This is a genomic window from Comamonas fluminis, assembly GCF_019186805.1.
Lineage (GTDB): Bacteria > Pseudomonadota > Gammaproteobacteria > Burkholderiales > Burkholderiaceae_C > Comamonas > Comamonas fluminis.
This window is the reverse complement of the sequence record NZ_CP066783.1, coordinates 3,174,531-3,188,347: the sequence shown is the minus strand read 5'-3', so window position 1 is coordinate 3,188,347 and position 13,817 is coordinate 3,174,531. Positions and strand designations below refer to the sequence as shown.

Annotated in this window: 5 protein-coding genes and 1 CRISPR repeat array; all 5 genes read left to right on the top strand. The window is 58.0% G+C overall.

The window, feature by feature from the left end:
• Window positions 1-16 precede the first annotated feature (16 nt).
• The 5 genes from csy1 (at window position 17) to JDW18_RS14825 (ending at window position 13,808) form a co-directional block, all read left to right on the top strand.
• Window positions 17-1,372, top strand: a complete 1,356-nt coding sequence (gene csy1, locus JDW18_RS14845) for a type I-F CRISPR-associated protein Csy1 (RefSeq protein WP_218240176.1) — start codon at window positions 17-19, stop codon at window positions 1,370-1,372.
• Complete coding sequence (gene csy2, locus JDW18_RS14840) at window positions 1,369-2,442, top strand: type I-F CRISPR-associated protein Csy2 (RefSeq protein ID WP_218240175.1); 1,074 nt, start codon at window positions 1,369-1,371, stop codon at window positions 2,440-2,442. Before csy1 ends, csy2 begins: the two co-directional genes overlap by 4 nt.
• A gap of 62 nt (window positions 2,443-2,504) precedes the next feature.
• A complete protein-coding gene (gene csy3 / locus JDW18_RS14835) occupies window positions 2,505-3,521 on the top strand; it encodes a type I-F CRISPR-associated protein Csy3 (protein ID WP_218240174.1) in 1,017 nt (338 codons plus the stop codon).
• Window positions 3,522-3,534: 13 nt separating this feature from the next.
• Entirely contained in the window at window positions 3,535-4,110 is a 576-nt protein-coding gene (gene cas6f / locus JDW18_RS14830) for a type I-F CRISPR-associated endoribonuclease Cas6/Csy4 (RefSeq protein WP_218240173.1), read from the top strand.
• Window positions 4,111-4,240: 130 nt separating this feature from the next.
• Window positions 4,241-12,554: a CRISPR direct-repeat array (repeat unit 28 nt; unit sequence GTTCGCTGCCGCACAGGCAGCTCAGAAA).
• Window positions 12,555-12,657: 103 nt separating this feature from the next.
• Window positions 12,658-13,808 (top strand): IS3 family transposase gene (locus JDW18_RS14825; RefSeq protein WP_218239616.1). Its coding sequence is split into 2 segments (ribosomal slippage): window positions 12,658-12,904 and window positions 12,904-13,808, totalling 1,152 coding nucleotides; the frame shifts between segments, so codons are not numbered across the junction.
• The last annotated feature ends 9 nt before the right edge of the window (window positions 13,809-13,817 follow it).

Here is a 13,817-nt window from a genome sequence, read left to right as displayed (position 1 = left end):
AAAGGAGGAGACCGCCATGGCAGAAGCCGAAGAGAACGCGACGTATGACAGCTTCAAAGCTGCTGCTCGTGCCTTTATTCAGTCTCGCTTGCAAGCCAAGCTGGACAAGGTGAGTGACGAAGATCCCAAGCGGCAGGAGTTGTTGGCGCAGCATGAACCCGCGGTGTGGCTCGAAGACGCAGCCCGACGTGTGCAGCAAATTCAGGCCGTCACGCATTCCCTCAAACCCATTCACCCGGATGCACGCGGCACCAACCTGTATGTGGAGCCAGCGCAGCAGCCCCCGCTTGCAGAACTGGGCAGCCATGCACTAGGAGCCGACTTTGCTGGCGATGTGGTGGGCAATGCCGCTGCGCTGGATGTGTACAAATTCCTCAAGCTGCAGGTGGGTGGGCAAAGCCTGCTCTCGGCCTTGCTGGCCAACGACGTTGCTGCACTGCAGGCTTTGCATGACGATCCGGTGCAAGCCAAGGTCTTGCGTGATGCGTTTGTGTCGCTGACCGAGCCACGCGCTGGAGGCCCCAGCAGCCATGGCCGCGCCAAGCAGATGTATTGGCTGGCGGGAAACGATGCGACCGACGATGGCCAGTACGAATTACTGGCGCCGCTCTATGCGACATCATTGGCCCATGCCGTCTATGGCGAGATTCAGGAGCACCGCTTTGGTGAGGCCAACAAGGCTGCGCGTACGGCTCGCCGTGAGCGCAAAGCTCACGATGGTGTGTTCCATGACTATCCGGGTCTGGCTGCGCAAAAGATGGGTGGGACGAAACCCCAAAACATCAGTCAGTTGAATAGCGAGCGGGGTGGGGTGAATTATTTGCTGTCGTCCTTGCCGCCGGCTTGGACACCCAGCGCCGTGCGCCTGCCGGTACATGCGGAATCGGTGTTTGACCGCATGTTCATCGCCCGGCCTGAGGTGCACCGCACAGTGCGGGCATTGCGCAAGTTCTTGGCCGAGGCGGATGCCCAGAACAAGGCCACCCGCGATACACGAAAAGCCTACACCGATGCCTTGCTGGACGAACTGGTGGCGTTTGCCAATGAACTGCAGCAGCTGGTGCAACCGGGCTGGAGCAAAGACGATGAGCGCTTTCAGGGCCTGAACTACATGCAAAAACTGTGGCTCGACCCATTGCGTGCCGAGCTGCCAGAAGAGGCGCGGTTTGCAAGCGACTGGCTGTATATGGACTGGCCTGCCGAGGTGGGCAAGAGCTTTGGCGCTTGGCTGAACAAGGCGCTGGGCGAGCAGTTTGGCGATGTGGAAGCACGGGAGTGGCGCAAGGAGCTGTTGACCGACGAAGACGGCTTCAAGCAGCAACTGCGTGATTTGCGCGACAAGCTGGATGGTCTCAATGGAGGTGCCGCATGAGCCAGCTCCAACCTCAAGCTATTTTGGTGCTGCCGCAATTGCGTGTGCAAAACGCCAATGCCATTTCCAGCCCGCTCACGCATGGCTTCCCGTCTATCACAGCCATCACCGGGCTGATGTGGGCGCTGCAGCGCAAACTGGCACAGGCGCAGATTCCGCTGCAATTGCTGAGTGTGGGCGTGGTTTGCCACCACCACCAAGAGCAGGTGAGCCAGGGCTTTGTGCGTACCTTCAACCTGACGCGCAACCCCGTGGACAAGGACGGCAGCACGGCTGCGATTGTGGAAGAAGGGCGCATGCATTTGCAGCTGTCGCTGGTGTTTGCCGTGGCAGAACAGCTGGCACCGGGCACGCCCAGCGCCATGGTGCAGGGCGCAGAAGATCGCATGGCTGATTGGGCGGCGCAGGTGGGCGATATTGCGGCCACCATGCGTGTGGCAGGCGGCAGCTTGCTGCCATCGCGGCCCATGCCGGGCAAGAAGGTCAGGCCCTGGATGGCCTTGCTGCCAGAAGATGCGACGGCACGGGCGGATGCGTTTCGTCAGTGGCGCCGTAGCTGGCTGCCAGGCTTTGCCTTGGTCGGGCGAGACGATTTGCTGGCCGATCGACTGCAGCATCTGCAAAAGGCGGATGCATCTGCCACCTTGCTGGATGCCTGGCTGCATGCATCGCGCTTTAACCACCAGGTGTTGCCAGAGCCGGATGGCAAGCCAGCGGCGGACGGCCGCGTGCGCTGGGGCGACCTGCTGCGGCCCAAGGGCAGCGGCTGGACCGTGCCCATCCCCGTGGGCTACGTCGCGCTGACCCCGCGCCATGAGGCCGGAGCCGTGGCCAATGCCCGCGATATGGCGACGCCGCTGCGCTTTGTGGAGTCGGTGTACTCCATGGGCGAATGGATCAGCCCACACCGTCTGCGTGATGTGAGTGAGCTTCTATGGCGCGCGGAAGTGGATGAAGCCAAAGGCTTGTACCGCTGCCGTAACGACTACCAGCCGCAGGCAGCGCTGGCTGCAGATGGCACCCAGGACGATGACGGGGATGAGGAAGACGACGGCTATGTCGATGACTAGCCCTTGTGCCGAGTGCCTTCTTCTTACCCCAATTTCAACGAATTGATCAAGGATTTCCAACCATGTCGAATACTCTGAAAACCGCATCCGTCCTGGCTTTTGAACGCAAGCTGGACCCGTCTGACGCCATTTTTCGCGCAGGCCGTTGGGAGGCGCGCGACGCATCTGCCAGCTGGGCGCCTGTGGCCATCAAGCCCAAATCCGTGCGCGGCACCATCAGCAACCGCTTGAAGGCCAAGGACCAAGACCCGGCCAAGCTGGACGCCGCCATTGAGAACCCCAACCTGCAAACCGTCGATGTGGCCGCGCTGCCAGCCGACGCAGACACCCTGAAAGTGCAATTCACCCTGCGCGTACTGGCAGGTGCTGGTACACCATCGGCCTGCAACAGCGCCGAGTACCAGGCCAAGTTGCTTCAAACCGTGCAGGGCTATGTGCAGCAGCATGGTTTTGGCGAGCTGGCCAACCGCTATGCCGCCAACCTGGCCAATGGCCGCTTTTTGTGGCGCAACCGTCAGGGGGCGGAAGACGTGCAGGTGGAAGTTGCGCTGCTAAAAGACGGAAAGGCCGAAAAAACCTGGTCTTTTGAGGCGCTTGCGTTGAATCTGCGTACGCTGGATGCTATCAATCCAGAAGTCAAAGCGCTGGGTGCAGTGATTGCCGAAGGCCTGGCGGGCAAGCGCCATGTGCTGCTGCAAGTTACCGCCTTTGTGCGTGCCGGTGCAGGGCAAGAGGTGTTCCCGTCGCAGGAGCTGATTCTGGACAAGGGCAGCAATGGCAAGAGCAAGACGCTGTATGACGTGGATGGCGTGGCGGCCATGCACTCGCAAAAAATCGGTAACGCCATTCGCACCATCGATACCTGGTACGAGGGCGCTGGCGAGCTGGGCCCGATTGCGGTCGAGCCCTATGGCTCCGTCACCACACAGGGCAAAGCCTATCGCCAGCCCAAGCAAAAGCAGGACTTCTACACGCTGCTGGACAACTGGTTGCTGAAAGACCAGGTGCCCGCCGCAGAGCAGCAGCACTTTGTGATGGCCGTGCTGATCCGCGGCGGCGTGTTTGGTGATGCCAGCTGATGGTGGATCAAGCATGACCACGCATTACATCGACATCACCTTGTTGCCCGACCCGGAGTTCAGCCACGCTCATCTGCTGGGCGCGCTGCTGAGCAAGCTGCACCGGGCACTGGTGCAATGCAAAGCCAGTGACATTGGCGTGAGCTTTCCGCAGCATGTGAATGCCCCGCTGGGCAAGCGCACTTTGGGGGCTGTCCTGCGGTTGCATGGCTCGCAAGCGGCACTGCAGGCGCTGATGGCGGAGCCCTGGCTCAAAGGCATGCGCGACCACGTGCAGGTTTCTGACCAGGCCGCTGTGCCAGCGGATGCGCAACACCGCATGGTGCAGCGCCGCCAGTTCAAAACCAACGCCGACCGCCTGCGCCGCCGCCGCATGGCCCGCAAAGGCGAAACCGCTGAGCAAGCCACAGCCGCCATCCCTGACACGGTGGAACGCAAACCCAACCTGCCGTTTGCGCAACTGCGCAGCAGCAGCACCGGTCAGCCGTTTTGTCTGTTTGTAGAGCATGGTGCCCTCCAGTCGCAAGCTGTGGCGGGTGACTTCAACACCTACGGCCTGAGCCTGAGCGCGACAGTGCCCTGGTTTTGACCCTTTTTCTGGACCCCATCGTGGCGCCCAGAAAAATCAATGACTTAGCCCTCACTCCAAAATTTGGGGTGAGTGGCTGGTTGTGGCTTTAGTTCCTTAAAAATCAATTTGTTGAAGGATTTAGAATCCAGTTCGCTGCCGCACAGGCAGCTCAGAAAGAGATAAAGCGAAACGAGCATTAACCAACCCTGTTCGCTGCCGCACAGGCAGCTCAGAAATTGATGTGAGCAACGCGGTCTTCATGAGTCATGTTCGCTGCCGCACAGGCAGCTCAGAAAGCTGGTCCAGCTCTGGCAATGGCTCAGGCCACGTTCGCTGCCGCACAGGCAGCTCAGAAAAATTGGGCAATGGTGCCTAAGCGTTTGCCGGTGTTCGCTGCCGCACAGGCAGCTCAGAAAGCCTGTCCAGTTGCCGTCGTCTCGCGGGTCTAGTTCGCTGCCGCACAGGCAGCTCAGAAACAGTTGAGCTGGGAGGGTGGTGGCTCGCGCATGTTCGCTGCCGCACAGGCAGCTCAGAAATCGCAAGGCTGAAAAAGCAAAGCGCCCCGATCGTTCGCTGCCGCACAGGCAGCTCAGAAATGGCCGTCGATCTGCCCGACAGTCAGAACGGCGTTCGCTGCCGCACAGGCAGCTCAGAAATTTCCCTGCGAGCATGATGTCTATTTCATAGTGTTCGCTGCCGCACAGGCAGCTCAGAAAAGACCCGGAAAATCGAATCCCGTCTGACTGCTGTTCGCTGCCGCACAGGCAGCTCAGAAATCAAACCAGGGAGGCTGCCCAGGTGCAGCAGGGTTCGCTGCCGCACAGGCAGCTCAGAAAGTAAGCGTTCCCATGCCCTTCCAGAGGGTCTTGTTCGCTGCCGCACAGGCAGCTCAGAAAAAGGGTTTTGCCGTTGGACTTGGTGCCCATGTGTTCGCTGCCGCACAGGCAGCTCAGAAAAAACGCTCAGACTCTGACCCTGAGCAGTCCAAGTTCGCTGCCGCACAGGCAGCTCAGAAAACCCGCAGAAAAAAGCGATCCCGTCGACAAGCGTTCGCTGCCGCACAGGCAGCTCAGAAAATTCACAAAACCCTTGAAGGCTTTGAAGCCTGGTTCGCTGCCGCACAGGCAGCTCAGAAATGCCACATGCGATAAGTGGACAGCACGGCCTTGTTCGCTGCCGCACAGGCAGCTCAGAAATGTACATGCTTTGGCTGTGGGTCCATCAACATGTTCGCTGCCGCACAGGCAGCTCAGAAAAGGCTGCTGCTGCAGCTGGCGCTCTGGTTGCCGTTCGCTGCCGCACAGGCAGCTCAGAAAAAGCTGCAGAGAAGATCAAAGACACCGAAATTGTTCGCTGCCGCACAGGCAGCTCAGAAATCGATACATCGTCTCTAAAAGGCATTGCAGACGTTCGCTGCCGCACAGGCAGCTCAGAAATCCAAAGATCAAGCGGCGAGCAACGATCAAGGGTTCGCTGCCGCACAGGCAGCTCAGAAAACACATCGCGCTCACCATCAGGCCAGAAGGCCGTTCGCTGCCGCACAGGCAGCTCAGAAATTCATGTGTGAACTCGACGTTGAGCGGGTCAGGTTCGCTGCCGCACAGGCAGCTCAGAAAGTTGAGCAAAACGCTGCTAAAGCGGAGCACTTGTTCGCTGCCGCACAGGCAGCTCAGAAACAGATCCAACTTGGTGGCGAAATGTCGTGCACGTTCGCTGCCGCACAGGCAGCTCAGAAAAGTCCGAATTCCAGCTGGCGCGATGCTTGGCGGTTCGCTGCCGCACAGGCAGCTCAGAAAATTGCGGCTCCTTTCGATAGCTGGCAGCTCGTGTTCGCTGCCGCACAGGCAGCTCAGAAATCAGGAAATCGTCAACGTCGCTCAGCTATCGGGTTCGCTGCCGCACAGGCAGCTCAGAAATTTTTGACGTCACCAGCGAAGACCTGAAAGATGTTCGCTGCCGCACAGGCAGCTCAGAAAGTTTATGTATCTTATGTTTAATCGCAAATGCTGTTCGCTGCCGCACAGGCAGCTCAGAAAAATCAAGAATGTCTTGCTCAGACATCTTCGACGTTCGCTGCCGCACAGGCAGCTCAGAAAATTCAAGTTCGGTGACTCCACCGAGATTGAAAGTTCGCTGCCGCACAGGCAGCTCAGAAAAGAGTCGATCACGATGGGCTTGTTATCCGTTCGTTCGCTGCCGCACAGGCAGCTCAGAAATGCATAGGTCAGCGTTAGCATCCAAACACGTTGTTCGCTGCCGCACAGGCAGCTCAGAAATGTTGAAAAATAGCCCAATGATGGGTGATTCGGTTCGCTGCCGCACAGGCAGCTCAGAAATCATTGAAGTGCGCAAGGCCTGTGTTCCGGTGGTTCGCTGCCGCACAGGCAGCTCAGAAAGCGACCTGATTTCCGGGCTGGCAGGGGTTTTCGTTCGCTGCCGCACAGGCAGCTCAGAAAAAACCGAACCCCAACGCCACCGACTGGCCGATGTTCGCTGCCGCACAGGCAGCTCAGAAAATTGCATCGCCCAGCTGAGCTGGGAAGGCGGAGTTCGCTGCCGCACAGGCAGCTCAGAAAATGTAGAGCGCTGACACACGCCCCTCAGCATCGTTCGCTGCCGCACAGGCAGCTCAGAAATGGCTGCACGCGGCACCTCCCGCAGTTACATGGTTCGCTGCCGCACAGGCAGCTCAGAAAATAAGGCGACAGAGGAACTAACCCAGTTCGTCGTTCGCTGCCGCACAGGCAGCTCAGAAAACTGATGCGAGCGCCATGCGGAAACTTCCCTTGTTCGCTGCCGCACAGGCAGCTCAGAAAATATTCGGGTGATGAAGGCCCATTTCTTGGGCGTTCGCTGCCGCACAGGCAGCTCAGAAATTACGGCCTTTTTTCAGTGCTGGCAGCACATGGTTCGCTGCCGCACAGGCAGCTCAGAAATCGTCGTTTCAGCCTGCAAATGAGTTCAGCTTGTTCGCTGCCGCACAGGCAGCTCAGAAAATGCGCTGGGTCATCAGCAGCACATCAGCACCGTTCGCTGCCGCACAGGCAGCTCAGAAACTATGCGTCGCCCACTATGGGCTGCATGGTTCGTTCGCTGCCGCACAGGCAGCTCAGAAATGACCTTCACCGCACTTATCTGGCGGTATCTCGTTCGCTGCCGCACAGGCAGCTCAGAAATGCCGGGTTGGGCATCACCCCTCAAAGCATCGTTCGCTGCCGCACAGGCAGCTCAGAAATTGCATTATTCAGTGCGTTTCTCGAGAGCTTTGTTCGCTGCCGCACAGGCAGCTCAGAAATTCCGGTCGCTGACTGAGTCGATTGAAACCGAGTTCGCTGCCGCACAGGCAGCTCAGAAAAGGACGATTGCCGGCGGCGCTGTTTCTCTCTCGTTCGCTGCCGCACAGGCAGCTCAGAAAGGCAGATCGTTGTGGCATTCATCAATCAGAAAGTTCGCTGCCGCACAGGCAGCTCAGAAAGATAGCGGAGATAGCTGTCACGCCACCTGTGAGTTCGCTGCCGCACAGGCAGCTCAGAAAAAGGGCAAGGACGGTGAGGGTAATGATGTAGAGTTCGCTGCCGCACAGGCAGCTCAGAAATCAATGGAGTGTCCGCCTGGGTAGACAATTTTGTTCGCTGCCGCACAGGCAGCTCAGAAAATCGGGCACCATCTCATCACAGTAATTTGCGATGTTCGCTGCCGCACAGGCAGCTCAGAAAGTCACGCTCAAGAAGGCACGCATCGAAGGCAGGTTCGCTGCCGCACAGGCAGCTCAGAAATTGCCCGGCGCTTGGTTCCAGTACGTGCATTCGTTCGCTGCCGCACAGGCAGCTCAGAAAATCGAAAACGCGTTTGGCCATGAAGTCGCAAGGTTCGCTGCCGCACAGGCAGCTCAGAAAAAGTCCCGGTCTTCGGTTTCGCGTGGAATGCGGTTCGCTGCCGCACAGGCAGCTCAGAAAGAAGCCTGAAGACAAGGCGCTGGTGACGCAAAGTTCGCTGCCGCACAGGCAGCTCAGAAACGCCCTTACGCCTTCTTCACACCACGCTTGCCGTTCGCTGCCGCACAGGCAGCTCAGAAAAAAATGTTTGTGGAGGTCTTCAAGGCAGCATGGTTCGCTGCCGCACAGGCAGCTCAGAAATCGGGCAGCACGTTGACGAGCCCGAAAAACTGGTTCGCTGCCGCACAGGCAGCTCAGAAAGTCAAGCGCCCTGCAAAAGTTCCAGTGACCCCGTTCGCTGCCGCACAGGCAGCTCAGAAAATCTCGGGCAGCAATCCAATCAAGAATGTCTTGTTCGCTGCCGCACAGGCAGCTCAGAAACTATTGGCACTGGGGCAAATGTCACTGCTTCTGTTCGCTGCCGCACAGGCAGCTCAGAAAAGAATCCAACAAGGCACATCAGTTATGAGATCGTTCGCTGCCGCACAGGCAGCTCAGAAAAAAAGGGCAGTGCGAATTTCGGTGTCTTTGATGTTCGCTGCCGCACAGGCAGCTCAGAAAAGTCGCTGTAGAAGTCCCACACAGTGCCGAACGTTCGCTGCCGCACAGGCAGCTCAGAAATAAGCCTGATGTGGACGTCTGGGGCAATAAAAGTTCGCTGCCGCACAGGCAGCTCAGAAAATCAAAAGCAGAATGTACTTACAGGTATCCCAGTTCGCTGCCGCACAGGCAGCTCAGAAAACATTTTTGTAGACACCCGAGATGGCCAGATAGTTCGCTGCCGCACAGGCAGCTCAGAAAATGAGATTCGACCGAACCTGGGCATTGCGCATGTTCGCTGCCGCACAGGCAGCTCAGAAATCAAAAGCCGCTGCTGCTGCAACTACTGAAACGTTCGCTGCCGCACAGGCAGCTCAGAAATGGCAGAGCAGCTCATGCCAACGTCACTCAATGTTCGCTGCCGCACAGGCAGCTCAGAAAACCGACTGGCCGATGCTTTGAGGGGTGATGCCGTTCGCTGCCGCACAGGCAGCTCAGAAATTGCTGGATCTGGGATACCTGCAAATACATCTGTTCGCTGCCGCACAGGCAGCTCAGAAACATGTTGTGCAGCTTGGTCGCCTTGAAAGTCAGTTCGCTGCCGCACAGGCAGCTCAGAAAATTCCCCAGATCTACCAGGACTGGAAGCGTGAGTTCGCTGCCGCACAGGCAGCTCAGAAAAGGTGGAGGGCACCATTCCCCAGATCTACCAGGTTCGCTGCCGCACAGGCAGCTCAGAAATTGTGCGCGATAGCGGCGCAGTGTCGATGGGGGTTCGCTGCCGCACAGGCAGCTCAGAAATCTGGGGGGCGGTACTGCCGTTGTTTCTCAGGGTTCGCTGCCGCACAGGCAGCTCAGAAAAACGGCAAAACCCTTGGCGTGGTCACGCGCCCGTTCGCTGCCGCACAGGCAGCTCAGAAACTGTGAGCTGAAGAATGCTCCTGTCCCGGTTGCGTTCGCTGCCGCACAGGCAGCTCAGAAATGCTGGTGCGTTCGGTGCATCGCAAGTAACCGGTTCGCTGCCGCACAGGCAGCTCAGAAATTGGAGATATCGGCCATGGTCGCATGCTGCTGGTTCGCTGCCGCACAGGCAGCTCAGAAAAAAGCATCAGAGATTGGCACAACACGCTTGATGTTCGCTGCCGCACAGGCAGCTCAGAAAGTTCCCCTGAGTTCTTCGCCGTGCCTTTAGCGGGTTCGCTGCCGCACAGGCAGCTCAGAAATCAGATGCTCAGCAAACTCCTCCTGAGACAAAGTTCGCTGCCGCACAGGCAGCTCAGAAACAATGTACGCGACGACCTCACGTCCTTTTTTGGTTCGCTGCCGCACAGGCAGCTCAGAAATGCCCCCAGATGCGCTTGAGGTGACGATGCCAGTTCGCTGCCGCACAGGCAGCTCAGAAAAAATCAATCGCTTTCCACGATGACAGCTCACCGTTCGCTGCCGCACAGGCAGCTCAGAAAGCAGTTTCAGCAGCAGGCCACCATGGCCGACAGTTCGCTGCCGCACAGGCAGCTCAGAAAACCGGACTTGACACGTTCTGCCTGCAAACGAAGTTCGCTGCCGCACAGGCAGCTCAGAAAGTCGCACAAAGGTGCTCCGCATCTTGCGCGACGTTCGCTGCCGCACAGGCAGCTCAGAAACGCAGGGCCAAAGCCCGGTTGCCGCGTATGCGGTTCGCTGCCGCACAGGCAGCTCAGAAATTCCACATGAGATAGGTGTGCAGCAAGGCCTTGTTCGCTGCCGCACAGGCAGCTCAGAAAGTTCAGGACTTTGCCGCGCTGGGCATCACGCCTGTTCGCTGCCGCACAGGCAGCTCAGAAAATGCTGAAACCGATGTTGATGGACCCACAGCCGTTCGCTGCCGCACAGGCAGCTCAGAAATTCGGTTGCATCTGGCAGGTCTTCGACCCATTGTTCGCTGCCGCACAGGCAGCTCAGAAATGTACAAAATACAACACAATTTGCTTTAACAGGTTCGCTGCCGCACAGGCAGCTCAGAAAAGAAAGGCAGCTCATCATGGCAATCGCAGCAAGTTCGCTGCCGCACAGGCAGCTCAGAAATTGGTGGAGTCGTAGCCAGTGCCGTTTTCCAAGTTCGCTGCCGCACAGGCAGCTCAGAAATCTGTTTTCTCTGAAGTCTCAGAACTAATCAGGTTCGCTGCCGCACAGGCAGCTCAGAAATGCTCGAAGAAAGCTTCGCCGATCACCTCAATGTTCGCTGCCGCACAGGCAGCTCAGAAATTTCGGGAAGTTTCAGGGCTACAGCGTGGTAAGTTCGCTGCCGCACAGGCAGCTCAGAAAAGAACTTGAAGCGGTAGGCCATGAAGCGCAGCGTTCGCTGCCGCACAGGCAGCTCAGAAATGGCATTGATGGTTCAACAGAACCGGCAGACCGTTCGCTGCCGCACAGGCAGCTCAGAAAGTCATCAGCGACTTTGACTGCCCGTTGCAGAAGTTCGCTGCCGCACAGGCAGCTCAGAAACTGGTATGTGTGCCAAGAGTGCGGCAGCCACATGTTCGCTGCCGCACAGGCAGCTCAGAAATGCCTGTGCCTGCTGAGCTGAAAGGCGCATGGGTTCGCTGCCGCACAGGCAGCTCAGAAAAGTTACGGTGCCGGGGCGAGTGTCGGAGAAAGGTTCGCTGCCGCACAGGCAGCTCAGAAAAAAACGGGCTTCATGCGCGCACCCCGGCTTCAAGTTCGCTGCCGCACAGGCAGCTCAGAAACGGCAGAACCGGGAATCCTCTGAAGGAGCACAGTTCGCTGCCGCACAGGCAGCTCAGAAAATAGGAGGCCATATGCAGCATTCATCTGTAGTGTTCGCTGCCGCACAGGCAGCTCAGAAATGTTTTTGCTGATCGCCCTGCTTTCATGCTGCGTTCGCTGCCGCACAGGCAGCTCAGAAAAAGGCTTCGGGAACTGATACGGCGGCTTCAAAGTTCGCTGCCGCACAGGCAGCTCAGAAAACCAAGGTCACCGCCCTGGCCGTGGTCATCGTGTTCGCTGCCGCACAGGCAGCTCAGAAAAATCGTTTCAGCAGAGCCTGTGCACTCTCGCCGTTCGCTGCCGCACAGGCAGCTCAGAAAATTATAGAAAGCAGTTCCGCACGCCTGTTCAAGTTCGCTGCCGCACAGGCAGCTCAGAAAGAAGAGCGCGGCACGCGCACAAAGCCAGAGTCGTTCGTTGCCGCACAGGCAGCTCAGAAATTCCGCCACCCCGCCCCCAGGCACACGAGCCAGTTCGCTGCCGCACAGGCAGCTCAGAAAAGCAAAAAATTCGTCGCAACGGGTAACGATGTGTTCGCTGCCGCACAGGCAGCTCAGAAATGCAAGTGATTCTGAAGAGATTTGCGCCTGGCGTTCGCTGCCGCACAGGCAGCTCAGAAATCCGCCACTCAGTACTAGGCAGGCCATCTATTGTTCGCTGCCGCACAGGCAGCTCAGAAAAAGGACTATGCAGACGCTCCAAAGGGCTCTGAGTTCGCTGCCGCACAGGCAGCTCAGAAAGTCGCTGGGTTCTGTGGCCTGCGTATGTGCAGGTTCGCTGCCGCACAGGCAGCTCAGAAAAAGAGCACCGAGGCCAGATCCACCCATTGCTGGTTCGCTGCCGCACAGGCAGCTCAGAAAACATCGCGCTCGCCATCAGGCCAGAAGGCCCAAGTTCGCTGCCGCACAGGCAGCTCAGAAAAGGAAGAACACCAGGCCAAAGCCGAGCGCGACGTTCGCTGCCGCACAGGCAGCTCAGAAATGCCATAACGGGCTGTTTAGTTGCAGGGGCTGGTTCGCTGCCGCACAGGCAGCTCAGAAATGCCATAACGGGCTGTTTAGTTGCAGGGGCTGGTTCGCTGCCGCACAGGCAGCTCAGAAATATTGCCAAAAAATGGGTGATGATATCAAGCCGTTCGCTGCCGCACAGGCAGCTCAGAAAAAAGTCGATCGCACAGAACATTTCAGGAGCGAGTTCGCTGCCGCACAGGCAGCTCAGAAAACAAGCCGCCAATGCAACCAGTGGAAATAGCCGTTCGCTGTGAATCGCCCCGGGTTTTCTAGACACTTCTGAGCCTCAATCCCGAGGCCCAATAGGAGGTGCCATGAGTAAGCCTAAATATCCAGACGAATTCAAGATCGAAGCCATCAAGCAGATCACACAACGAGGCCACAAGGTCGCTGACGTGTCACAGCGCCTTGGCGTTAGTCAACATAGCCTGTATCAGTGGCTGAAGACGCATTCAGGGCCTCCCGCAGAGCGACAAGCTCAACTTACGCAGACAGAAGAGTTGCGCAGACTAAAGTCCGAGCTCAAGCGTGTGACCGAGGAGCGTGACATCCTAAAAAAGGCCGCAGCGTACTTTGCCAAGCAGCTCGGGTGAAGTACGCATTTATTCAGAAACATGAGCACGAATACAGCATTCGTAGCATGTGCAAAGTCATGGTGGTACATCCCAGCGGGTATTACGCTTGGAAAGCTGAACCCGTCAGCCCACGGGCTCGGGATGATCTGCGACTGCAAGGTTTGCTCAAACAAGCCTGGCTTGAAAGTGGTGGTGTGTACGGCTACCGCAAGCTCACACTGGACATGCGGGATCTGGGAGAGCGCTGCGGTAAACACCGCGTGGCCCGTTTGCTCAAGCTCCAAGGGCTGCGTTCGCAAACGGGATACCGGCGCCGCCCTGGGATGCGCGGAGGCAAGCCCGCCATAGTTGCCCCTAACCACCTGCAGCGCCGCTTCGCTGTGGATGAGCCCAATCAATCGTGGGTGACCGACATCACGTACATCCGCACTCACGAGGGATGGCTGTACCTGGCAGTGGTGGTTGATCTGTTCTCCCGTCTGGTCGTGGGCTGGTCCATGGGCAGCCGCATCGATACCGACTTGGTACTCGATGCACTACTGATGGCTCTGTGGCGTCGTCGACCTGATCAGGCGGTCATGGTGCATTCGGATCAGGGAAGTCAGTTCACCGGGCATGACTGGCAGGACTTCCTACGAGATCACAACCTAGTCTCCAGCATGAGTCGCCGCGGTAACTGTCATGACAACGCAGTGGCCGAGAGCTTCTTCCAGTTGCTCAAGCGCGAGCGAATTCGTCGCCAGATCTACACGTCGCGCGAGGACGCAAGGGCAGATATCTTCAACTACATCGAGATGTTCTACAACCCAAAAAGGCGTCACGGCACTGCAGGAGATATTTCTCCGATAGAGTTCGAGAAACGCCATTCCCAACGGCTTAAAAGTGTCTAGGGAATCCGG